Source organism: Arthrobacter sp. UCD-GKA, assembly GCF_001863355.1.
Classification (GTDB): Bacteria; Actinomycetota; Actinomycetes; order Actinomycetales; family Micrococcaceae; genus Paeniglutamicibacter.
The window spans coordinates 1-23,204 of the sequence record NZ_MOLR01000012.1 but is presented as its reverse complement, the minus strand read 5'-3'; the positions used below and the strand labels follow the sequence as shown (position 1 = coordinate 23,204).

18 protein-coding genes are annotated in these 23,204 nt (G+C 60.1%); 10 read left to right on the top strand and 8 right to left on the bottom strand.

Features of this window, described 5'->3' with window-relative positions:
• Positions 1-141: 141 nt before the first annotated feature.
• From BLJ79_RS18255 to dnaA, 4 genes are all read right to left on the bottom strand, one after another.
• Positions 142-693 (bottom strand): DciA family protein, encoded by a 552-nt coding sequence (locus BLJ79_RS18255; RefSeq protein ID WP_071216211.1) that lies wholly within the window; start codon positions 691-693, stop codon positions 142-144.
• Complete coding sequence (gene recF, locus BLJ79_RS18250) at positions 690-1,892, bottom strand: DNA replication/repair protein RecF (RefSeq protein WP_071216210.1); 1,203 nt, start codon at positions 1,890-1,892, stop codon at positions 690-692. Before recF ends, BLJ79_RS18255 begins: the two co-directional genes overlap by 4 nt.
• Before the next feature lie 169 nt (positions 1,893-2,061).
• Positions 2,062-3,192 carry a DNA polymerase III subunit beta gene (gene dnaN, locus BLJ79_RS18245; RefSeq protein WP_071216209.1) on the bottom strand — a complete coding sequence of 377 codons (1,131 nt, stop codon included), beginning with the start codon at positions 3,190-3,192 and terminating at the stop codon, positions 2,062-2,064.
• 989 nt (positions 3,193-4,181) lie between these two features.
• Positions 4,182-5,594 carry a chromosomal replication initiator protein DnaA gene (gene dnaA, locus BLJ79_RS18240; RefSeq protein WP_071216208.1) on the bottom strand — a complete coding sequence of 471 codons (1,413 nt, stop codon included), beginning with the start codon at positions 5,592-5,594 and terminating at the stop codon, positions 4,182-4,184.
• Between the two features lie 501 nt (positions 5,595-6,095).
• Between dnaA and rpmH the strand changes: the two genes are divergently transcribed.
• From rpmH to BLJ79_RS18200, 10 genes are all read left to right on the top strand, one after another.
• A complete protein-coding gene (rpmH, locus tag BLJ79_RS22630; RefSeq protein WP_083411456.1) occupies positions 6,096-6,233 on the top strand; it encodes a 50S ribosomal protein L34 in 138 nt (45 codons plus the stop codon).
• A 75-nt stretch (positions 6,234-6,308) separates the two neighbouring features.
• Positions 6,309-6,677, top strand: a complete 369-nt coding sequence (gene rnpA / locus BLJ79_RS22625) for a ribonuclease P protein component (protein WP_083411455.1) — start codon at positions 6,309-6,311, stop codon at positions 6,675-6,677.
• Positions 6,661-7,020, top strand: coding sequence for a membrane protein insertion efficiency factor YidD (gene yidD, locus BLJ79_RS22620; RefSeq protein ID WP_175475535.1), 360 nt, complete (start codon positions 6,661-6,663; stop codon positions 7,018-7,020). The genes rnpA and yidD overlap by 17 nt, the downstream gene beginning before the upstream one ends.
• Positions 7,021-7,035: 15 nt before the next feature.
• Positions 7,036-8,001: a membrane protein insertase YidC gene (yidC, locus tag BLJ79_RS18230; protein ID WP_071216206.1), complete on the top strand. Its 966-nt coding sequence runs from the start codon at positions 7,036-7,038 to the stop codon at positions 7,999-8,001.
• 2 nt (positions 8,002-8,003) lie between these two features.
• Positions 8,004-8,552, top strand: a complete 549-nt coding sequence (locus BLJ79_RS18225) for a Jag family protein (protein WP_083411453.1) — start codon at positions 8,004-8,006, stop codon at positions 8,550-8,552.
• 25 nt (positions 8,553-8,577) lie between these two features.
• Complete coding sequence (rsmG, locus tag BLJ79_RS18220) at positions 8,578-9,219, top strand: 16S rRNA (guanine(527)-N(7))-methyltransferase RsmG (RefSeq protein WP_071216205.1); 642 nt, start codon at positions 8,578-8,580, stop codon at positions 9,217-9,219.
• 266 nt (positions 9,220-9,485) lie between these two features.
• Positions 9,486-10,412 (top strand): ParA family protein, encoded by a 927-nt coding sequence (locus BLJ79_RS18215; RefSeq protein WP_083411465.1) that lies wholly within the window; start codon positions 9,486-9,488, stop codon positions 10,410-10,412.
• A 289-nt stretch (positions 10,413-10,701) separates the two neighbouring features.
• Positions 10,702-11,913: a ParB/RepB/Spo0J family partition protein gene (locus BLJ79_RS18210; protein WP_071216204.1), complete on the top strand. Its 1,212-nt coding sequence runs from the start codon at positions 10,702-10,704 to the stop codon at positions 11,911-11,913.
• A gap of 752 nt (positions 11,914-12,665) precedes the next feature.
• Positions 12,666-12,818, top strand: a complete 153-nt coding sequence (locus BLJ79_RS23450) for a hypothetical protein (RefSeq protein WP_175475536.1) — start codon at positions 12,666-12,668, stop codon at positions 12,816-12,818.
• 658 nt (positions 12,819-13,476) lie between these two features.
• Positions 13,477-13,794, top strand: coding sequence for a YciI family protein (locus BLJ79_RS18200; RefSeq protein WP_071216202.1), 318 nt, complete (start codon positions 13,477-13,479; stop codon positions 13,792-13,794).
• A 5,930-nt stretch (positions 13,795-19,724) separates the two neighbouring features.
• On the opposite strand, the gene trxA is transcribed toward BLJ79_RS18200, so the two are convergent.
• The 4 genes from trxA to BLJ79_RS18175 all read right to left on the bottom strand — a co-directional run.
• Positions 19,725-20,048: a thioredoxin gene (gene trxA, locus BLJ79_RS18190; protein ID WP_071216200.1), complete on the bottom strand. Its 324-nt coding sequence runs from the start codon at positions 20,046-20,048 to the stop codon at positions 19,725-19,727.
• Positions 20,049-20,095: 47 nt separating this feature from the next.
• Positions 20,096-21,079: a thioredoxin-disulfide reductase gene (gene trxB / locus BLJ79_RS18185; protein ID WP_071216199.1), complete on the bottom strand. Its 984-nt coding sequence runs from the start codon at positions 21,077-21,079 to the stop codon at positions 20,096-20,098.
• A 109-nt stretch (positions 21,080-21,188) separates the two neighbouring features.
• A complete protein-coding gene (locus BLJ79_RS18180) occupies positions 21,189-22,763 on the bottom strand; it encodes a hypothetical protein (RefSeq protein ID WP_071216198.1) in 1,575 nt (524 codons plus the stop codon).
• Between the two features lie 143 nt (positions 22,764-22,906).
• A partial coding sequence (locus tag BLJ79_RS18175) for a transposase (RefSeq protein ID WP_139194800.1) occupies positions 22,907-23,204 on the bottom strand: 298 nt, incomplete at its 5' end.

Here is a 23,204-nt window from a genome sequence, read left to right as displayed (position 1 = left end):
CAATCGGACATTGACCGGCGGCAACATGCCGCCAATGGCCGCCAACCATACTTAGGAGCGATTGGTTCGGCCTCAAGTGGGGGGCTATGTGGTTTGGGCGCTGTGAGCGCGCCAGTGGGCCAGCTACGCGTTTTGGTTTTCCTAGCCGTAGGTGTCCCGCGGACCGCGGCCCTTGACCGAGCGTCCGCCGTGCCGCCAGGTGGGTGCCGCCGGCCCCAGAACCCGGATCACGGTGATCACCCCATGGCCCAGTTCCTTGTCGAAATGCTTGAGCAGTTCGTGGGAGAGCAGGCGCATCTGGGTGGCCCAGGTCGTGGAGTCGCAGCGCACCACCACGGTGGAATCCTCGAAGGACTCGGGCTTGCAGTGCGCGGCAATCTGCGGGCCCACCAGCTCGCTCCAGCGCGAGAGCACCGAGCCCACGGCCACCGGTGCGCTCCAGCCGCGGTCACGGACGATCCTGCCAAAGAGGTTGCCGATTTCCTGGGGGTCGCGCCCGTCGGTGTATTTCGCCGGTGCGGCGCTGGCCCGCCGCTTGGCCTTGCGTGCAGCGACGTTTTCCTCGAACTTGGCGGCCTTGGCCGCGTCGATCCGGGCTTCGCCGCGGCTGATTGCGGATTCGCGCATGCGGTTGAGGATGGCGCGGGATGCATCCAGCGCCTCGGGGGCATGCGGGTCCTTTTCCTCGCTCACGAGCTCACGACTCCCGGGCTGACCTTCAGGAAGGTGCCGCCGAGCTCCTCGGGCACGTCCGAGGCGACCGCGGCGGTGACGATCACCTGGTCGGCGCCGGCCACGATGGAGGCCAACCGGGTGCGGCGGGTGGCATCGAGTTCGGCGAAGACGTCGTCCAGGATCAGGATCGGTCCGGCGCCGGGGCGCGGGTCGTCCTCGCCCATGACCTTGTAGGCGGCAAGCCGCAGGGCCAGGGCCAGCGACCAGGTCTCTCCGTGGCTGGCATATCCCTTGGCCGGGGCGCTGCCCAGGGTCAGCAGGACATCGTCGCGATGCGGCCCAACCAGGGTGATGCCGCGCTCGAGTTCCTTGTCACGGGTGTTCAGCAGTGCCGCGAGGAACATTTCCTCGAGTTCCTCCGCGGTGGCGTCAAGCAGCACGGCCGGGGCCACCCTGAAGGTGCCGTCCTCGCGGGCCGGGGCATCGGCGGGGGAGTCCTCGGCATCGAAATCGGCCATCACCGTGCATTGGTAGTACGCACGGGCTTCCTTGTTGGCATCGGCCAACGACGCGTATGCGGCACCCATGTACGGGGACAACAGGCTGAGCACCTCAAGCCGCCCGCGCAGCACTCGCGCTCCGGCCCGCGCCAGGTGGGTGTCCCAGACATCGAGGGTGGATTCGTGTGCGGTGGAAAGCTTGCCGCCGGCGCGTGCCGATTTCAGCAGGGCGTTGCGCTGTTTCAAAACGCGCTCGTAGTCCCCGCGGGTGGCTGCCTCTCCCGGCCGCAGGGTAACGAGCAATTCATCCAGGAAACGGCGCCGGTTCGAGGGATCTCCCTTGACCAGGGCCAGGTCTTCCGGGGCGAAGAGCACGGTCCGCACGATGCCGAGGATGTCGCGCGCCCTCACGGGGTTGGCCCGGTTGATCCTGGCCCGGTTTGCCTTGCCGGCGGTGATTTCCACCTCGAGGGTGGTCACCAGCTTGGCGCGCTGGACCCTCGCCCGGACCAGCGCGCGGTCGGTGCCGAAACGCAGCAGCGGTGCGTCATTGGTGACCCGGTGGGACGAAAGCGTTGCAAGGTAGCCAATGGCTTCTACGATGTTGGTCTTGCCGACACCGTTGGACCCTACAAGGACGTTGGTGCCAGGTCCCAGCTCGACATCGGCTTGCGCATAGGAGCGGAAGTCGGTGAGAGAGACATGTGAGATATACACCTAAACGTCCTGCGATGGGATCGGGCGGGATGCCGTCGATCGGATGACAAAGGCTTGGTGGAAGCCGCCAAGAAAAGTTGTGTTCGGCCGCTCCGTTTGGAGCGGACGTGGAGCGGCCGAACACGAGGTTGCGGCAGGAAAGAAAACCGTGTTTTCCCCCGCAGGCAACCTAATTGGGCAAGTTTGGTAGGCGCACCGGCATGACCAGGTACCGGTACTGGTCGCTGTCCTGTCCGTCCAGGGAAGACTGGGCGGTCATCATGGCCGGCTTGGGGGCGCTGGTGAAGGAGAAGCGCACGAATTCGCTGTCGAAGGCGTTCAGGCCCTCGCTCAGGTAGGCGGGATTGAAGGCGACGGTGATTTCCTCGCCGTCGATCTGCGCCTCGATGGATTCCTCGGCCTGGGCGTCTTCGCCGGTACCGGCGTCAAGCGAAAGCTGGCCGCCGGTGAAGGAGAGCCGCACCGGGGTGTTGCGTTCGGCAACAACCGCTACGCGGCGGACCGCTTCCATGAGATCGGAGGTCCGCACCGTGGCATGGATCGGCGTGTTCTCGGGGAACAGCGAACGGATCTTGGGGTAGTCACCGTCGACAAGCAACGAGGTGGTGCGGCGGTTTCCGCTTTCGAAACCAATGAGTTCGTTGCCTTCGCCCAGCGCGATCTTCAATTCGCCGGCCGAACCCAGGGTCTTGGCGACCTCGTTCAGGGTCTTGGCCTTGACCAGTGCGGAAGTTGAAATCCCGGACTGCGACGGCTTCCAGTGGACCTCGCGCATGGCCAGTCGGTAACGGTCGGTGGCCAGGAAGGTGATCAGGTCGTCTTCGATTTCCATCTTGACGCCGGTCAGGATCGGCAAGGTGTCGTCCTTGGAGGCAGCAACAATGACCTGGTTGATTGCGTGGGCAAAGGCCTCGCCATCGACAACGCCAGTCACCTCGGGAAGCGTTGGAAGTTCCGGGTATTCGGCCACCGGCATCGTGGCCAGGTGGAATCGGCTACGCCCGCAGGTGAGTGTGACCTTGGTGCCGTCGGTCTCGATGACCGCGGTGGCGTTCGGGAGGCTGCGGCAAATTTCGGCCAGCAACTTGCCGGAAACCAGTATCGTTCCCTCGGCAGCGACATCAGCGGCAATTTCGAGGTGGGCAGAGATTTCGTAGTCGAACCCGGCCAGGGAAACGGTGCCGCCCGTTGCGGTGATCAGGATGCCTGAGAGCACCGGGGAAGGCGGCCGTTGGGAAAGTGAACGGGCGGTCCAGGATACGGCTTCGGCCAATACATCCTTTTCAACGCTGAACTTCACGAAGTGTTCCGCCTTTCACGACGAAGTCGACAGTACATGACTTGAAGCAAGCTTAGCGTCCTGAAAATCGAGACCCGGAACTGGTTCCGGGCACAAGGTGAGTTTGCAAGCTTGCTTTGTGAACCGACTGCGTTGGTTGGCAGAACTACGGCACAGCCTTCGAGCATACCGGTTTTTGGTGATCAATGAGCAAGCATCCCGGTGGTCGTTCCCGGGCAGCATCGTGGGACCGCAGAAATCCGAAGACTGCACGTTGCCGTGGACCGGCTTGGAAGTGAATGTTTCCAAGCCAGGCGCAAGGTCTCTCTAGGACAGGCTGACCAGAAGCGGTTTTTCCACGAAATCGGGTCCCGCTGTTTTCAACTGTGACGCAGCGGAACTGGAGTGCGTGCCCTGTCCGAACCTGGGGCCGGCACAGAACATTTGATGATCAATGAGACATGAACAGAGCTGGAAGCGGCAACCGAGTCATTCCCGGAAGTTCATCTCYTGGACGCCTGTCGGAAAGCCCGGGTGAAAAATGCCGGAAGAAGGCCCCTGGGTACGAAAGTGAAATGCAGCTGCAACCGAGAGGAACCGCGTCTAAGCAAGGGATTCGGGAGTATGCCAATTTCAGTTGGAAACGGTCCGTGGTCCTTGCGCAAAACTCTCCAAGGGGAATGGCCCAATTCAGGGTCATTCGGTCGATCTTGGCAGCTCGCGGCAAAAGGGGACTTGTTATCTGGATGAATAGGAAGAAAGGGGTTAGTAGTGTTAATAACCCCTGTGGATACTGTGGATAACCGTCAACGGCCGCGGGAACGTACCGATTATGCATGTGCACAACATGTGATTGGGGGTGACACTCAGTGTCACGCCCCGGTGGACAACTTTCCGCGTGGATTAAGGGATCCACAGGAGAGCATGGAGTTATCCGCAGAAGATCGAGGTCGTCCACTTAATCATCCACAGGTTTATCCACACCTGTGGTTATCGGAATTCTGGCGTCCTTAACCTTCGCGCTGCCGCTGCTTGATTCGGTTGGTCAGCTCGGTTACCTGGTTGAAAATGGCCCGACGTTCCGCCATGAGTTCACGGATCTTGCGATCGGCGTGAATCACGGTGGTGTGGTCGCGGCCGCCCAGTTCCTGGCCGATCTTTGGCAGCGACATATCGGTCAGCTCACGCAGGAGGTACATGGCGATCTGCCGTGCGGTCACCAAGGTCCGGGTCCTGGATTTGCTGGTGAGCTCTTCAATCGTGAGATTAAAGTACTCGGCAGTCTGGGCAACGATGGTCGCCGGCGTGATTTCCTGGGCGCCTTCGTCGGTGATCAAGTCCTTCAGGACCGTCTCGGCCAAGCTCATGTCCACGGTTTGGTTGTTGAGCGAGGCAAATGCAGTCACCCGGATCAACGCCCCCTCGAGCTCACGGATATTGGTGGAGATTTTTGAGGCTATGTACTCCATGACCTCGTCGGGGGCGGACAGATTCTCCGCCGTGGCCTTTTTTCGCAGAATGGCAATGCGGGTTTCAAGTTCCGGAGGCTGGATATCGGTGAGCAGGCCCCATTCAAAGCGGGAGCGCATGCGGTCTTCGAATCCGGACAGCTGCTTGGGCGGGAGGTCCGAGGTGATGACAACCTGTTTGTTGTGGTTATGCAGGGCGTTGAAGGTGTGGAAGAACTCTTCCTGGGTGGCATCCTTGTTGGCCAAGAACTGGATGTCGTCAATGAGCAGGATGTCTACGTTTCGATAAGTCTGCTTGAAGCTCGCGCCCTCGTCGTCACGAATGGAGTTGATGAAGTCGTTCGTGAATTCCTCGGAATTTACGTATCGGACCCGGATCCCGTTGTAAAGGTGGCGGGCGTAGTGGCCAATGGCATGCAGCAGGTGGGTCTTGCCCAAGCCGGAGTCGCCATAGATGAACAACGGGTTGTAGGCCTTGGCCGGGGCTTCTGCGACTGCCACCGCTGCGGCATGGGCGAAACGGTTGGAAGAGCCGATCACGAACGTATCGAAAATGTACTTGGGGTTCAGGCGGCCGAACTCCTGGGAATTCGACGGCGGGGACGGCTGCGGGAGGACATCGCTGATGCGTGCCTTGGGAACCGGCGGCAATTCAACAGGGGGAGCCGGCGCTTCTTCCGGGAGCAAATCGGAGTCGATGCTGAACGCACACCGGATATCCGATTGGAAGACGAGCTTCAACGACTGTTCAAGAGGGTCCTTGAGCTGGGTTTGGAGAACGTCACGGGTCAATTCGTTGGGGACCGCCAGCAAGAGTGTTGTTCCGATCAGCCCCTGGGGCTGCGCCAGGGCAGCGAAGGCACGCTGCATGGGCGTTACACGGTCGTCTTGTTCGATATGTCGAACTACCTGGCGCCAGGCACTGCCGACACTGTTGGTCTCGTCCGTGCTCACAATTAGGCCCCTTCGTTCTGTTACATCGACCAAACGGGCGACGAATGGGGCCCTCGACTGCCGAACCCCAACTAGATGATTCTAGCGGTCATCCACAGCGTTATGCACAGTCGGTGGATAACTTGAGGTGGATATCTCTCAGAGGCTTGCAAATCTGCATGGTTGCAAGTAAAAATTGAGATCCAGGACAAAGGCGTCAGAGCAGATATTCGAGGTTTTTGGGCGTTTATCCACCGCGGTATCCACAACCAAGATCACATAGTGCACAGGGCCCGGGTGGAACGCGAATGGGCTCAATTTGACGTACCTTCACTTGCACCCCTATCGTTGTGTAGTCCTATGTGTGCACTTTTGGCACTGTGAGGTGCCTTTGAAAGTCTTCGGATTGTCGAATGCGCGGAGCAGTCCACAAGGGCCACCTGAATACGAGCGTCGGCCTGTTCTTCCCTACTTATTAGCAACGGGCAAGGCGCATCACATGATCGTCTTGGAGTTACTACCGTGAGCAAGCGGACTTTTCAGCCGAATAACCGTCGTCGTGCCAAGAAGCACGGTTTCCGACTTCGTATGCGTACCCGTGCAGGCCGTGCCATTTTGGCAACCCGCCGCGCCAAGGGTCGCGTCGAACTTTCTGCATAACCATTAAGCACTACTGTCCTGAAATAGCGCAGGTTTTCGTGGGTTCTTTGTTTTTCAGACTCGACGCGTGACGTCGTGTTGCCAAAGAATCAACGACTGCGCCTTTCGCAGGACTTTACAGCCACTGTACGTTCCGGCGCCCGCACTGGGCGCCGGAACGTAGTGCTATATGCACGGGTTCGTTCTGAAGAACCCCAAGGCAATAACCGTTTTGGTTTTATCGTTTCCAAGGCCGTTGGCAATGCCGTGCAGCGCAATCTCGTCAAGCGACGAATGCGTGCACTGGCCGCGCAGTTCACTGCGGATGCCACCGGCCTCGATGTCGTGCTCCGGGCATTGCCTGGTTCCGCGGACATCGATTGGGACGAGCTTAGCCAGCAAGTCCGGTCCGGGCTTGGTTCGGTTGTTGCTAAGGCAGGTGCGAAGCGTGAAAAAGGATTCTAGGCCCAGAACAGGGATCCTCTGGTTCCTGATTGATATGCCCAGAAACCTCATCATCGGTTTCCTCATGGTCTATCGCAGGATCATTTCGCCGATCTACGGCGATGTTTGTCGCTATTTTCCCAGCTGCTCGGCTTACGGCCTTGAAGCGGTTACGGTTCATGGAGCCGTCAAAGGCATCGGATTAACCATCTGGCGTGTCTTAAGATGTAATCCGTTCAGCCATGGCGGGATCGATTACGTTCCCGAAGGCCGACGGATTTGGCCAGAAGGCAAGACCCCCAAGATCATGGTGTTGAATCATCCTCCGATTCCCGCCGACGAAGACGCCGCAGACGCGGCCTGAGGAGCATGACCGGTAATGAACTTCCTTGACCTGATACTGACCCCGTTTCGGTACGTAGTCTCGTGGATCCTTTGGGCCTTCCACGAACTGTTCACATCCATTGGCATGGATCCCAACTCCGGTTGGACATGGACGCTGTCCATCATCTTCCTGGTTTTGTTGATTCGAACCGCACTGATCCCTGTATTCGTGAAGCAGATCAAGGCTCAGCGCGCCATGCAGGCACTTCAGCCAGATCTACGCAAGCTCCAGGCGAAGTACAAGGGCAAGAAGGACCAGCTCTCGCAGCAGGCGATGATTGCCGAGCAGCGTGCCCTGTTCAAGAAGCACAAGACCAACCCGCTGTCTTCCTGCTTGCCGATGCTTGTCCAGATGCCGTTCTTCTTCGCGCTCTTCCGCGTCTTGAACAGTGCCTCCCAGGCCAGCGCCGCCGGTGAAAGCGTCGGCAAGCTGTCGGCCGACCACATCAAGAGCTTCGACCAGTCTTCGATCTTCGGTGCCCGGCTTTCCGAAACCTTCCTTGGCACCATCAATTCAGATGGACCGATCAATGGCGCAGTAATCGTTGTTGCCATCGTGATGATCCTGGCGATGACCGCCTCCCAGTTCATTACGCAGAAGCAGATCATGTCCAAGAACATGACGAAGGAAGCCCTCGAAGGCCCCTTCATGCAGCAGCAGAAGATCATGTTGTACATCCTGCCGCTGGTATTCGGCATCGGTGGCATCAACTTCCCGATCGGTGTTTTGATCTACTGGACGGCCACCAACGTGTGGACCTTGGCCCAGCAGTACTACGTCATTCGCAACAACCCGACTCCGGGTTCACAGGCCGAGCGCGAACTCAATGAGCGCCGCGCAGCCAAGGGCCTTCCCCCCATAGGGCAGAAGAAGGCCGACGCGGAGGCTGCGGAAGCGATCGTTGAAGAGCCAAAGGTGCAGCGCGTCCAGCCACAGCGCAAGAACAGGAAGAAGAAGTAGCCATGAGCAATGTTGAGCAGAGTGACGCTATTGAGACCACTATTCCGGCTGAGGAAACCGAAGTTCTTGATGCTGCCAGCAGCATTGAAGAAGAAGGCGACATCGCCGCGGACTACCTCGAGGAACTGCTGGACATCGCCGATCTCGACGGCGACATCGACATTGAAGTCCGTGGTGGACGAACCTATATCTCAATCGCCGGGGAGCCTGAAGACGAGGCGTCCCTGCATCGCCTGATCGGTTCCAAGGGCGAGGTCCTGGACTCCCTGCAGGAGCTCACACGACTGGCTGTCTTGACCGCGACGGGCAACCGCTCACGCCTTGTCCTGGACATCACCGGGTACCGTCAGGGACGTGCCGGCGAGCTCAAGCGTATTGCTGAGGAAGCCGTCGCGAAGGTCGAAGCGACCGGCGACGAAGTGGCCCTCGATCCCATGAGCGCCTACGAACGCAAGCTCGTTCACGATTGCGTGGGGTTGTTGGGCATGCACAGCGAGTCCGAAGGCGAAGGCCCTCGCCGCCACATCGTCGTTTCACGCGCCGACTCCTAAGCACGGAACCAAGGAACAACACGCTATGAGCAACGAAGTAGAACTTACCGCTGAAGAGAGCCAGGCCGCCCGGACCGTGTTTGGCGACCGTCTGGAGCTAGCAGAGCGCTACGTTCAGCACCTGGCCACCTCCGGCATGGAACGAGGCCTGTTGGGCCCTCGTGAAGTCCCGCGGCTGTGGTCGCGGCATGTCTTGAACTGTGCGGTCGTTGCCAATCTGATCGATGAGGGTGCCCACGTTGCCGACGTCGGCAGCGGCGCGGGGCTTCCGGGGTTGACCTTCGCTCTGGCCCGCGCCGACCTCGAGCTGACCTTGATTGAGCCGCTGGAACGTCGTTGCATCTGGTTGCACGAAGTTGTTGAGGACCTCGGGCTTGAGAACGTTACCGTGATGCGGGGCCGTGCCGAGCAGGTAGTGGAGCACGTGAATGCGGACTTCGCCACTGCTCGCGCGGTTTCGGCCTTGACGAACCTTGCCGGGCTCACCATCCCGCTGCTCCACGGCAAGGGTACCGTTTTGGCCATCAAGGGGCGCTCCGCGGCCGAGGAAGTGGACAAGGCGGCCAAGGTTATTCGCCGCCTGGGCGGAACCAAGACCGAGGTCGTGACGGTGGGGGAAGACATTCTCAGCGAACCGACGACCGTGGTGCGTATCAACGTAGGCTAGCGCAATCGCGATAGGCTGTATCAGGTGGCTCCAAGCCACCTGTTGAGTTAGTAGAGAGAACCGTTTTGAAGCGTAGCGTTAACAAGATTCCACCGTTTGCAGCGCTTTTCGCTAATTTTGGTTCATCAAACACTCAAGAACAACCTAAAACGATTGATTCAGTTGAGGTTGAAGCTGTTTCACGTGAAACAATTTTTACCGCGGCGCCGATTCTCGATGAGAGCGAAGCCGTGGAGTTAACGGATTCCGATGGGGAGGACATAGTGGTGGCGAAGGAACCTGCGACAGTGCGAAATGTTTTCGATACCACCGACGATAGTTCTCCATTGGCTAGCCAGCTTGCCAGCGAGCATAAGCGTCGCGAAAAGCTGAGCGGGAGGAAACTGCCGAAGCCAGATACCACCCGTTACATGACGGTCAGCAACCAGAAGGGTGGCGTCGGCAAGACGACCACCACGGTGAACATTGCTGCCGCCTTGGCCATTGCGGGACTCAACGTCTTGGTGATCGATATCGATCCGCAGGGGAATGCCTCGACTGCGCTGGGCATCGAACACCACGCGGACGTAGACAGCATCTACGATGTGCTCATCAATGACATGCCTTTGTCTGATGTTGTTGCCATCTGCCCGAACATCGACAACCTTACGGTCGCGCCAGCAACGATCCACCTGGCCGGTGCCGAAATTGAGCTGGTGTCCCTGGTTGCTCGCGAGCAACGGCTTCGCCGAGCACTGGAGCAATATGCCCAGTACCGGGATGCAAACGGCATGGATCGGTTGGATTATGTCTTCATTGACTGCCCGCCAAGCCTGGGACTGCTGACGGTCAATGCGTTCGTGGCAGCGCGTGAGGTCTTGATTCCAATCCAGTGTGAGTACTATGCGCTGGAGGGTCTGAGCCAGCTCCTGAAGAATATCGAGATGATCCAGAAGCACTTGAACTCGGACCTAACGGTTTCGACGATTCTCCTGACCATGTACGACGGACGGACGAACCTCGCCGCACAGGTTGCCAGTGAGGTACGTGAACACTTCCCGAACCAGGTGCTCCAAGCTCTGATTCCACGAAGCGTTCGGATCTCAGAGGCTCCCAGTTACCAGCAGACTGTCATTACGTACGATTCGAGTTCCACCGGTGCCCTTTCGTATTTGGAAGCAGCTGCGGAGATTGCGGAGCGAGGCAACAGCTAGCTTTCCCGGACCGAGCAACCCAGGTTGTTCGATCGGTGGCCGGTGTTGTGATGGTTCACAGTATTCTTTGGCCGAATGTTCTCGGAATAGGTTGTTTTAATGATTCCGCGTCCTGAAACGGTTTCTATCACGGCATACCCCTTGACCTTGGGGGTTGGTAGGGGCAGAACCATCGCTTCTCAGCGGCGTGCGAGCCACACCCGTGAGCCGCGTCCTTAACAATCAATGGCCAGCCAGTAGAATTGCCTTGGGTCAAGGTAGTAACGGTGTCGAAAAGGAGTAACATCCAATGTCGGAAAAACGACGTGGTTTAGGACGAGGTCTAGGTGCGTTGATTTCGAGCAGCCCTGTCGTTGAGACTGAGGACGAAACGCCTAAGATTGTTTCACGTGAAACATCCAAGACGAAGACCGCGAGCTCGGCGAAGACCGCGGACCTGACAGCACCAAAGCGCAAAGCATCGGGAACCGCCTCGAGCGCCAAGAAGGCTCGCCCCGTGGACATGTTCTTTGTCCCCGGAAAGACCGAGGAAGAAGTCGCGGCCGAGAAGTCTGCCTCCACAACCTCTCCGTCCGCTGCGGCAAAGAAGCGTCGTGCTCAGATGCCGGGCCTCATTGCATCCTCAGGTCGAGCAGGGGAGGTCGACGTGGTTGAACCTGTCGACAACAACCTCGTTGACGTACCTGGTGCCAGTTTCGCTGAGATCGCCGTTGATAAGATCCACCCAAACCGCAAGCAGCCCCGTTCCTACTTCGATGAAGAACACATGGACGAATTGGTCCATTCCATTCGCGAGGTGGGGCTGCTGCAGCCAATTGTCGTGCGGCCGTCGCGAGAAAACGACAAAGAGCCCTATGAGATTGTCATGGGTGAGCGCCGCTGGCGGGCCACCCAGGCAGCCGGCCTGACCACGATTCCAGCGATTGTCCGGGAAACCCAGGACGATGATCTTCTTCGTGACGCCTTGCTGGAAAACCTGCACCGTTCGCAGCTCAATCCGCTCGAAGAGGCGGCCGCTTACCAACAGCTGCTGAGCGAGTTTTCCTGCACCCAGGAAGTCCTGTCGGAGCGTATTGGTCGCTCCAGGTCCCAAATCTCCAACACCATTCGACTCATGAAGCTACCCGCTCTTGTGCAGCGCAGAGTTGCAGTAGGAGTTATCTCCGCCGGGCACGCGCGCGCTCTGCTGGGGCTGGCCGATGTGGTTGAGATTGAAAAGTTGGCTCAGCGAATCGTCAATGAGGGCATGTCGGTGCGTGCCACGGAGGAAGCCGTCGCCATGAGCGATGGTCAACAAAAACCGCGGAAGGCGGCCGCGCCAAAGCAGACGCAGCGCCACGAGCGCCTCGATTTCTTGGCAACGTCACTTTCTGATCGGTTGGATACAAATGTCAAAATCTCGCTCGGGGCCCGGAAGGGTCGAGTAAGTATTGAGTTCGCCAGCGTTGACGACCTGAACCGCATCATGGGGGTTTTGTCGCCGGAAGCAGAAGCCAAGTAGCCGTGGCCCTCGAACTAGATTGCAGTGTTTCACGTGAAACACTGCAATCTTGATTTAACGTGGCATCCAGCTGACGTTGGCGCCGACGGGATCGATTTTGCATCCTAGTCGGCCAGTTTCCAGATAGCCGCGGCGCTCGCGTGGTTGAAGCCGGGGCATTTCCGTCCAACCGGGTCGCCACCTCCGCCCATGTGGGCCAGGCAGACGCCTGGCGGAGGGCTCAGGGCACCTGCGCCCTCCCGCGGGCCCTCAGTGGCATCCTGAGGCCCCTGAGAGCCCCGTGAGAGGGCTGGGGAGTGGCCTTGGTGGATAAGAAGTCAATGTCTGGGCAGAAATGCTCCTCTAGACACCGAGGGCTCATGGGATTGGTGACTTCGAGGCTCCCTGCTGATTCCAGATCCCGTCCTATTGGGAACCGCTAGCCTGGGTAGGTCTTCATTGTCTGAGATCCCTGCAAGGCACCTTAGATGTCGTGAATATTTGCTCCTGTGGGAGCCATCGATCTTGTTGGTGGGGACCACGCCCGGAAAACACAAATATTCCACCTTGGACACCACCGGTGGCCTTGCTGGGAGCCACGTTGTCGTCGGTAGATGTCCGAGCCGATGCAGTGAGCCGTCCCGGCCGTGAGACGGAAGTGTTGCCCGGGCCGGGCCGATGGGCACGGTGGATTTCCGGAAGCGCATACGGCTTCCATACTGCCGGCGATGGATGGGCTGCTCTCGGAGCGCACAGGCGGAAAGCGTCTCCAAGTGCTGCCCGAGCCCATGGAGCACGGCTGCTGCTCGACGGTGCTCTGTCCGCTGTACCTGAGGAAGGACTGGCTCCAGCGGATCGGCTCCGGCATCGACGTCGGCGTGGTTATCGACATCATCGTGCACGAGAGCATCTTGATCGGCATCTGAAGAAGCAAAGGGCGCGAGAAGATCGGCGCCGTTCAGCATGGCAGGACGTGTTGGAAGCCAGTCGCCCCCGTTCAAGCAGCCGCCGGCCCCCGAACGGCAAAGTCGATGGCCCAACGAGAGTAGTGAGTGGTCCCCCAAGCGCCGAGTACTCAGAATCCTTTTCACACGAGGCACCTGGGGACGATGGCAGTATTGCTAGCGTCAAGATCGCCATTGTTAGCTCCCGCGCGGTGTTCCGGTATATCCGATGTGGTTCGCACCTTTGATATCGTAAATTTCCCAAGAGCTGGTGTTGACCCAGCCACGTTTTGGACGTCGATCTGGTTGGCGGGTGCATCTAGTTGGCCGACTACGAGCAGAGTCTGACAGTCATACAGCCGCTGCAGATCGGGTCACCGGCGTGGACACCTTGGCCACGATTAGTCTGCAAATCTTCTGTCGATCAGGATCACGCCAAGACGATGCATGGTGAGGCACCTTTGGGTGATCGTGTGATAGCTCGTTTTCCATGCTGTACCACTCGAGCAGGTGTTGTGCCTCGGCCAGGGCGTTTTTCCTTGACCATACTCCCGTGCAAGGGCCAGAATCGCGCTGGACATCAGAATCGTTCGCAGGGCGGTATTGAGGCATGGCGGTGCCTGATGAGGAAAGTGACCGAATGACAAAGTACCTGATCTCGTTCGACGGTGAGGCCATGATGTTCCGCGAGCAGGACTACGACTGGGTGGTCCGCGATGCGCCTGCCGTCATAGGCGAGGCCAAGACAGCAGGCGTGTACATCTTCAGTGGTGGGATCGATGGGGACGTCGGCCCGGTGCTCGTGGCCGTCGACGGCACCGTTGCCGAGGACGCCCACCTTGGGCACAAGGTGCGGAATGGCGGCTACAGCGTTCTCGACCTGTCATCGCGTGAAGCCACACTTGAATGGGCAGGCATGATTGCCGTCGCATGCCGCTGCGCCCAAGAGAATCGGTAGTTCCAAAACGACCCGGCAAGCTGACCGAGGTAACCTTTCAACGTCGGTTGTGCATAGGGCTCCACCATTGGTCGATTGGCACCCTGTATCGGGAGAATATCCCAGAGCGACGGCATGTCACCGGTCCACTCATCGATCGGCGCCAGTTCGTATTGCCTCGCGTATGCGGCTCGCTCATCCATCTCCGGTTGAGTTTAGGTCTCTCGAAGAACGGCGCCATCTCTGGGAGCCTGACGATGGCGTCGGTTCGCACGATACGACGGGGCCGGCAAAGAAATCCTTTGGGCCGGCGGATGCGCCCCACACGGGGGCGCAAGCGGAGCCGGAAGACCTGGGAATACATTGGTGCCAGGATCTTGAATCTCACTTCAACGCATGAGTACAGCCAACGCCGTCAGGGGGAGACGTGCCCGCAACGTAGGCGTCCCGGATGAAACTGCGTGGACGCTAGTCGGATCCTGGGATCAAATGTTTCACGTGAAACGCAGTCTCGTGGACGCAGGGGTTGGCATGGAACGTATTACTGTTTGCATGCGACCACCCTGGACCGAATGAAACCGTCAATGTTTCAACCATACGCAGAGGTACATCCCTGGCAGGTCACGTACCCATGGAAACTGAACCAACCAATCCAATTGATGGGGGAGTGCGAATACGAACTGTAGCTCCCAAGCTTGAGATTCAGTTCGAGTACCATCTACGAAGGGAATCTGTTGGTATCGGTTCGGTTCAGGGAGGCAAGGCAGACCGTCAGCACCAAATGGCAAGGTGCGAGTCTGGTTCCCTCCACGAAAAAGAATCCCGCAAATGTTGATTGGTAGCCGTCATTCACGGTCCTTCGACCCGACCACAGCCTAGGCTTCCAAAATTGCGCCCTAGCCCTCATGCCCGTCGGATGGCATCTCACCGACACCAGATGTGCCATTGGCGAGGTGGTGTCCGTGCGTCAGCTGCCCTTGGGCGAACCGACAACCGGTGCGCTGAGTTAGAGGCTCTTCGGAACCGCTCCATTGGCGAACCCCGCCTTTTCGACTGCCGAGAAGACGGGGACACACCCAGAGTGTCAACCGATCGAAGAGTTGCTCGGTCAAGAGCATCTGCACGAAATCGAGGCTGCCGACGACGTGGACGTCCTCGTGCCAGTCATGCAGTTCATGTATAGCTTCACGGACATCTGGTCCGAGCAGAGTGGAGTTGTGCCATTCGAGGATCGGTGTTTGGCGGGAGGCCACGTACTTCGGAACACGGTTGAGCGATTGCGCGGTGTTCCCGTCCTACCGAGTCCAGTACGAGGCGGAGGTGTCGTAGGTCCGACGCCCATGTAGAAGGGCATCCATTTCCGGCAACCCGGAACCCACTTGTTCGTCGAGACCTCGTCGCAGAGGATCTGCCAACGGCCGATCACAGGCCGTCTTCGGCCATCTGGTTCCTGCGCAACTGCGACAAGAGCGACGGTGTCCCATGCCGCGCTCCTTACCAATCGCCCGTCGTCGCTCAGGTGGAGGAAACACATCGAGCGCGGCACAGCTATTCGTGCCGTGCAACGGGTTTCGACGGAGGGAATCGACCACACCCACCGTCGTCCGAAAATTCATCGGGCGGTCGCGGCAACAACCCTTCCCGAACGTGAGACAAAAGAGCGGAAATCGCTCGGTAGTTTCGTAGTGGGTGCAGAAATATGTTTAGAAGTCGGCGGGCCGTAAGGACCCGCAAGACGCCCCAGGGAATGGAGATAATCCGCGTTCCTGGACGTTGGTCAGTTGGAGGTGAGCGGCGCGGAACGCATGGTTCTTTTCGGTCAAACGGTTCGGTTGATCTGGACAATGTAGTGAAAGCTGAACACGAGAAACCGGTGCCCTGGGGGAGCAGCCGCCGTTGCCGTTGGGGCCACCGATATTGGTGCGAGGGCCAGCAATGCTCAATGAGGGATTCCACGGGCAGACATCGATTCCCTCCATTCCTGAACGGACCTACTCTGTAGCCAGGTCTCGCGGTGGATGTTCGGGACCCTGAACGCGTCGACATGGCTGCCAACGTGTAGCCGCTGCAGGCCGTCCATCTGTGCGTACAGACTGCAGAACGCCGACGACGTCGATCAGTGGCACCTTCTCCAGCCTTCGCGCAGCAGGTGGAGCGAATGCCCGCGGGGTAGGTGCTTAGGGATCACCCCTGAGGTACCCTCGCAATCTGTCTGAGAGGCAGCGTGGATGCCGTCCGAGAGCGCCGTGGGCGGCTCCCAAGGACAATATGCTGCCACCCAAGAACGACAGGCAAGCACGGCGCACTCAATGCCCGCCTAACTGGGCAGGGAGCCCATCTGGTCGAAGCGCTGCCAGCCGCCGTTGGCGAGGACCAATGACCAGACGCGATCGTCGGAGAAGAATCAGACCGAGATGATGACGGAACATTGGTGCAGGACACGTCGCTCCCGGAAGACTGCGTGCAGGAAGGGAGGTGAACCGGCAACCGGCGTTGCTGTGGATAGAATCGGGTGCACGAGGCAGAACGATGACCGTCCTTCCCAAATGCCTCAGCTTAGAATCACCGGAAGCACCGCTAGGGGCGTGTCCGCGTGTCTCGGACGGGGCAAAGAGGCCCCCCGAGCGCGGTGTCGACATGAGCAGTGCGGATGGCACCCACAAAGGAAGTATTGTTGCGGGCCATTGGAACCGCGGGCTAGATGCTTGTGGGAGCAAACTTCAACCGGACTTGATGAGATGACATCCCGAGCGTGAACCAATATGTCGGATCAGGTTTCCATCTCTTCCCTGGAGCAATCGATCGTCAGTGTCGTACCAATTGCGAAACACCCAGGATGGGGATGAAGCATGAATCGAAGTGAGGATTCCAGACGCAACGAAGAACTCCTCTTGAATAGGGACCCGCCGGTCACTGGCGTGAGAGTCCGCCGGAGTTCCCGCACTTCATACTTCGTTTTCGCTTAGGGATCGCCTGTACCGATGCCCATTTCCCTGAACTGGACTCCGCGGGGCAGGGATTGAAGCCCATTCAGCCACGGGGTATATCTGAGTTCCAGGCACTCAAAATGCTCCGCCCGACCCACGAGAAGAAGGGGGAAGCCGATCGCCCCTTCTTTCCATCCAGAAGATCGGGGACTATTGGAGAAATGCCTTGCGCCCACATCTCGAGGCAGACGAGTAGAGGATTCCCGCTTGGTACGGTCCTCTTCATGACCGGACCGTAGTGCGCTCGGCTGCAGACTACGAAGGTGATGAACCAGGCCCAGCGCACTCAGGGATTCCGAACAAGGAGTCTCCTAATCCGCAGGCAAGCCGACGACGCTGGTTCCTCCCCGCAGAGGAAACAATGAACGAGGAGGTGCTCCAGTGGGTTCCTCAGACCGGTAAACCTACCCCCGCCGCTACAGCCAGTCGGATTGATTCGGCAACCAGGAACGTTCTTCGAGGATGACTCAACATTCGAATTTCGCCCGCGAATGTTTCACGTGAAACGTGGGCGAATGCGGCTAGGCATCCTTCAGGATGACGACGAATGCCGAGGGGATCGCGGCCGGGCCTCAAAAATGTTTCACGTGAAACAGGCAGACGTAGGCACCCCTGGCCTCTCGCGACAAAACTGGACACTTCTCAAGCTACGGGGAGCTTGTTTCACGTGAAACAACCGGGTCTTTTCAAAAACGTCGGCCTGAGCCGTCCCCGGCCGACTGGGGGATCCTGCCCGGATCGTGTCTTGCGCCGATGGCGACATTGGCGCGCCTCCGGCGGCCCTGGCAAACAATTGCCCGTGGCCTCTTGTCCGGGAGTTCCGAGTGATTGCCTTTCGCCCAATGACGCACCCTCGCAAACGGAGGCCTCGCTTGATGCCGCGCAGCCGCAGACTCGCCCGCCAGCTGCGCCCGGTCTGACTTGATGGCACGTCTAAGGCCGCACCCAGAGGAGGCACGGAGACGGCTCGTGGCATCACGGGAAGACGCAGCCGGAAGGGGAAATCATGACAGCGCGAAGTCTCGCAGTCGCGGGTGCCCACCACAAAAGAGGTCCAGGAGAGTCGGATAGCTGCCGCGGAAACTGGCTGTGCCAGGACGAATACAGGATGCTTCGAGGGGTCAACGGCGCGACATTGTCACCAGTGGCCACCCATGCCGGCGGAAGCCGTGATCATCAGGACCCGAAGTCCTTGCTCTGATGATGGAGGTGGATTGCCTTTTCTCGAGCGCGTGCCACCCGGTGGAACGGTGAATCTGCCCTGTGAATTGGTTGAAAAGTTGGCGCCCAGGCGGTTGGCCAGGGCCAGGGGACAGTGAGCATCGTCCAGTGGCCGAAGGGCTCAGGCAGTGCGAAGGCGGGATGCCTGGACCGACCCCGGTTCGGCCGTGGACCCAAGTTGGGCAAGTGTCCACTGGCCTGCGCCGGGAACCACTGCTGCCTGAAGCATGATGCCGCTCCGGCATTGCGAAAATAGGGCCGGTGCCGAGGATGACGGAACGACGCAGAACACCCAGATGAGTATTAGATCTGCCAGGGATCGCCAAGGACTTGGGGGAGCGCATCCCCGGGAACGGCGCCAATCTTCCCCCTTGGCGCCGCTCTGAGCGTTCGAGGCGGCCGCAGCAGCTGTCGACAACCGACGAGCCCGCGACATACACCTAACAGGCGTGGTGGTTGGTCGGTCCCTCCAGGAAGCTGTCCGGAATAACCTTGTAACCCAAGGTACGGCACTGCAGAATTGTCCGCCTCGGTGGTTCCCGGCTACGCATTATCAGTCGAAGAACCGGGTCCAATGATGGAGACTGCGGTGGCTATGCGCACGCGATGATCGTGGACACGATCTTCCGCAACAGGTTTGGGATCAAACCAGGAACCGGCAACATTGGGGAATGGGCCTGCCTGGACTTCTGCCGGTAGTTGGAATCCGGACAGGACAACGGTTCCCTGCAGCGGAGGGGCTTGCTTTCAATGGCAATATCCCCAATGGGAAGCTCCATCGAAGCCAACGATTACTCACTTAGGGAGACCGGACATTCGCGGGTTCGCCCCTGAGTAATGGGCGGAGGACTAGCGCTCCGTGAACGACCCCGGCGCAAATCATCCACGCGCAGCGAGGACCCGAAACCATGCGCAAGCCGTCGAGAACGGGAGGGTTTCGTGGTCGGGCCGTTTCGGCAATCCGGTAGCGGTGCCCAGAAAACGCCACCGGAAAACGGCCGCGCCCGAGGCTGCTGAATGCACCCGGCACCACGTCGTCGTTGTCGGAATTTGCGGTCATGGTCTTTGGCCCGAAGACGCCGGTCAATGACGAAATGGTTGGTGTGAGACAACCCGGCTGGTGATGATCATGGCACGTACATCGGCACCGCGACCATGGACCATGCCTGCCCTTGAGACGGGAAAACAGCTGACGAGACAAGAGCGGACCAGCTGCACCCGGGACCACGGCCTTGTCGATTCAGAGGTATCCAGCTCTGGCTGCGGCACATATTCGCGATGGACCAGTCCGTTGATCTCATTCACGGCGGGTGGTCGACGAAAGCCGCGGACGTTGGCAAAATTGCTCCGCACCTCGTATCGGAACCAAACGGAGCCAGCACTGCTGCCGGCGAAAGCCGGCCCTTCGATTCGGAGCCCGGTTAACTGGGTGCATCAAATACTCCCGAAGCAGACGGCCCGCCTGCGTTCCGGTGATCCTCTGGATTCTTTCAATTGAGAAGCAACGCATGGGCATCCATCGTGATCGCAACTGGCCCGATCGCAAGTGATAACGGTGCGAAACTAGAGTTTTCCGAAAGAACACTTATAAACAAATGATTTCTTTTGTTTAAACGTCCAGCTTGTTCCAGTGTCCATCGTTGACGAGCACGACTACACCCTGGGAGAGGTGAGGGCCTAAAAAGCTCGGTGCAGCCATCCCGAGGGAGTGGCTGCACCGAGCGGACGGAAAAGTCGCGAACCTTACAGGAAGGCAGCGAATTCCTTTTCAAGGACCGGCTTCGGCTTGGCGCCGATCGAGGTGGCAACGTGCTCGCCGCCCTGGAAGACGTAGACGGCCGGGATGCTGGTGATGCCGTACTTGGCGGCAATGGCCGGGTTGTCATCGACGTTGATCTTGACGACGTCGATCTTCTCGGAGTGCTCTGCGGCGATCTGCTCGAGGATCGGGGTCAGCTGGCGGCACGGTCCGCACCACTCTGCCCAGAAATCGACGATGACCGGCTTGGTGGCCTCAAGGACCTCAGCCTGGAAAGTTGCGTCGGTGACGTCTTTGGTCTGGCTCATGGCTTGCACCTTTCGTTAAGGTTCTCTTCCCCGTGCTGGGGAAAAAATTAGTTGGAGACTGAGACTGCGTTTGCGGTTGCTGCGGCTTCGACATCGGCAAGGTAGTGCTCGACGTCGAGGGCGGCGGCGCATCCCGAACCGGCTGCCGTGATGGCCTGGCGGTAGGAGGCGTCGATGACGTCGCCCGCGGCGAAGACGCCTGGCAGGCTGGTCTTCGAGGTGCGGCCGTCAACGGCGATCGTGCCCTCGGCGGTCAGGTCGAGGACGTCTTTGACGAGGTCGGTGCGCGGGTCGTTGCCGATGGCCACGAACATGCCGGTGATGGCGACTTCCTGCTCCGCACCGGTCTTCAGGTTGCGGAGGGACATGGCGGTGACCTTCTCGGCGCCCGAGATGCCGATGACCTCGGAGTCCCAGATGAACTCGATCTTCGGGTGTGCCAGGGCGCGGTCTGCCATGATCTTCGAGGCACGCAGGGAATCTCGGCGGTGCACCACGGTGACCTTGGAAGCGAACTTCGTCAGGAAGAGGGCTTCCTCCATGGCCGAGTCGCCGCCGCCGATGACGGCGATTTCCTGGTCGCGGAAGAAGAAGCCGTCGCAGGTCGCGCACCAAGACACGCCGTGGCCGGCCAGTCGCTTCTCGTCGGGGAGCCCGAGCTCGCGGTATGCGGAGCCGGTGGACAGGATCACTGCGTGGGCGCGGTACACGGTGCCGTCGCCCAGGGTGACGACCTTGACGTCGCCGGCCAGTTCGACGGCGGTGACGTCGTCAAAGAGGATCTCGGCGCCGAAGCGCTCGGCCTGCTTCTGCATGTTGTCCATCAGGTCCGGGCCCATGATGCCCTCGGGGAAGCCCGGGAAGTTTTCCACGTCGGTGGTGTTCATGAGCTCGCCGCCGGCGGTCACCGAACCGGCAATGACCAAGGGCTTCATGTTGGCGCGAGCCGTGTAGACGGCAGCGGTGTAGCCCGCGGGGCCGGATCCGATGATGATGACGTTGCGGATGGCGTCTTGTGCTTCTGTGGCCACGGGTGGGCAAACCTTTCATAAGTGCGGTCTTGTTTCAAACACACCGCGGGGAAGAGGGGCTATGCGGCATAACAGCGAATGCCTTGGTGGTATTCCCGGACCGGTCCGGCTAGGAGACGCGGAACTCGCCGATCTGCAGWCCGTACGGGCGTGAGGCGTTGGCTCCCGAGGCGCGGCGGGGCAGCTCGGTGACGTTCAGGAACACGTATTGCCCCTGGGCGCTGTCGCCGTCCTCGCCGCTGACCGGGACGGTGACCGTCGGACCCGTGAAGGAGCCGCTGGAGACCATCTTGGCATCGGAAAGGTTGTTGGTCTTGCCCACGCGGATCTCGAAGGAACCGCCGGAGCCGTTGAGGCCCTCCAACTGGATTTCGGAGATGTCGGACTGCTTCTTCAGCTCCACGATGAACACCATGTTGGAAGCCAGTCCGCCGAACTGCGGGGACGTGTAGGAGTAGGACTTGTACAGGCTCGCCGGGTTGCCGTCGATGGCCTTGGCCAGCGTGTTGTCGGTGTCCGAGTTGAGATCCTGGTTTCCGGGGACCATGCGCGTGATGTCCGCGATCTTCGGCTTGACCGCCTCGGCAGTGGGAGACTGTGAGGCTTCCCCGCTGGCGCTGCCTGATTCGGTGGCGCTCTGCGTGGGGGTGGCGTTGGCCACGGGCGAAGGCTTGCCTCCGCCGAGGGTGTTGTAGGCGAAAACGACGGCCAGCACCAGGACGGCGCAGAGCAATGCCCCGATCAGCAGGCGTGTGGTTTTCTTTCCGCCCTCGCCGGCTTCCTCGTCCTCGTATTCGTCGGCAAGCGGCTCCGAATAGGACTGGGCCGCCACCGGGAAGCTGGAGGGCACGCGCTGGCCCGATTCGTCGACGGTGATACCGCGGGACTTCTGCGCCGCGGCCAGGGCCGCCGCCGAAGTCACGACGGGCTCCTCGGCATGGTCCGGCTGCTCCATCCGGGTGACCTTGGATGCAGGCTTGGCAACGGGCGGAGCCGGGGGAGTGAGGGGCGCTGCCATGGTGGCAGCGGGGGCCTCGGGGGAGGGAACAACGGGGGCTGCAGGCGACGGTGCCGACGATGCGGGCACCACGGGTGCCTGTTCGGTGCTCGAACCCACCGTGGCGGGCGGCGCGACGGGCGCTGCGGCCGGGGGGACCTGCTTGCCGCGGGTGAAACGACCCTTGATGTTGTTCAGCTTCTCGTTGAGGCTGATTTCAGGAAGCCTGTCCAGCATGGCCGGACGCTGCTGTTCCTGGGCGCGCTGGTCCTCGTAGTACTCGGCGTCGTCATCGTAGCTCGCCGGCTCCGAGGAGCGGGACACGCCAAAGATCTCGGTGCCCAGGGTGTCGGTGTAGAACGGTTCGACGTACGGCGAGTCGGCCTGGACCACCAGGTCAAGAAGGTCGGCCGGCTCTGCGAGGTTGGTCACCAGATAGGTGTTGCCCTCGGAAATGCCGAGGTCGAGGACCTGCACCGCGGCGTAACGTTCACCGGTGGCGATTTCGCGCGCGCTCGTGGCCAGCTGCGAGGCATTGGCCGTTGAACCGACGAGGATGCTCACCGGACGGTTGAGCACCTGGTCGATGCCACTGAGTACCTGGTCTCCGTCTGCCGAGGTCAAGACCGATTCGGTCACCTGGTAGCGGCCGCCAAGCACGGCGCCAGCGTCGATGGGCTGCGACACGATTCCCTCCCGGGATTACTTTGCGTTGCCGGCACCCTCGTGGGTGCCCCGTTCCATGTTACCGGGCCGGGGAAGGGATTTCGTGAAGAACAAGCCCGATGTCGCCGGTGCGGCGGGCACGCGAAGCCCTTCTGCGAAGGCGCCTAGGGCGTGTCTCCCAATCGTGATTTCTCGAGGGCGGCGCTCCAGATGACCACCGCGTGGAGCACCACGGCCGAGCGGTAGGTCAGGGCGAGCTTGTCGTAGCGGGTGGCCATGCCGCGCCATTGCTTCAGGGCGTTGAAGCTGCGCTCCACGACGTTGCGGCGCTTGTAGGCCTCCTTGTCGTAGGTGACCGGACGTCCTCCGGCGGAGCCCTTGCGCTTCCGGTTGGCCTTTTGGTCGTCCTTTTCGGGGATCACGCATTGGATGCCGCGCTCGCGCAGGTATTTCCGGTTGCCC

What these genes read in the sequence shown, in the direction of transcription:
- yidC (WP_071216206.1), top strand. Translation starts at nt 7,036, where the DNA reads ATGAACTTCCTTGACCTGATACTGACCCCGTTTCGGTACGTAGTCTCG.
- BLJ79_RS18225 (WP_083411453.1), top strand. Translation starts at nt 8,004, where the DNA reads ATGAGCAATGTTGAGCAGAGTGACGCTATTGAGACCACTATTCCGGCT.
- rsmG (WP_071216205.1), top strand. Translation starts at nt 8,578, where the DNA reads ATGAGCAACGAAGTAGAACTTACCGCTGAAGAGAGCCAGGCCGCCCGG.
- BLJ79_RS18210 (WP_071216204.1), top strand. Translation starts at nt 10,702, where the DNA reads ATGTCGGAAAAACGACGTGGTTTAGGACGAGGTCTAGGTGCGTTGATT.
- BLJ79_RS18200 (WP_071216202.1), top strand. Translation starts at nt 13,477, where the DNA reads ATGACAAAGTACCTGATCTCGTTCGACGGTGAGGCCATGATGTTCCGC.
- trxA (WP_071216200.1), bottom strand. Translation starts at nt 20,048, where the DNA reads ATGAGCCAGACCAAAGACGTCACCGACGCAACTTTCCAGGCTGAGGTC.